The sequence below is a fragment of the Dyella sp. ASV21 genome (assembly GCF_016428975.1).
Taxonomy (GTDB): Bacteria; Pseudomonadota; Gammaproteobacteria; order Xanthomonadales; family Rhodanobacteraceae; genus Dyella.
Genome location: NZ_JAELTT010000413.1, coordinates 1 through 264 on the forward strand (window position 1 = coordinate 1; position 264 = coordinate 264).

Genomic DNA, 264 nt, shown 5'->3' on the forward strand with positions numbered 1-264 from the left:
GCGACCAGTCGGAAATCGGCGTGCCGGCGATCATCAAGCTGGTGGACGCGCTGGATACGTACATTCCGGAGCCGGTGCGTGCGATCGACAAGCCGTTCCTGATGCCGGTGGAAGACGTGTTCTCGATCTCGGGCCGTGGCACCGTGGTGACCGGTCGTATCGAGCGCGGCATCATCAAGGTGGGTGACGAAGTCGAAGTGGTGGGCATCCGCCCGACCCAGAAGACGACCGTGACCGGCGTGGAAATGTTCCGCAAGCTGCTGG

General features: G+C 63.3%; 1 protein-coding gene. It reads left to right on the forward strand.

Annotation, left to right across the window (positions count from 1 at the left end):
* A partial coding sequence (locus JHD67_RS22115; protein WP_255557480.1) for an EF-Tu/IF-2/RF-3 family GTPase occupies positions 1 to 264 on the forward strand: 264 nt, incomplete at both ends.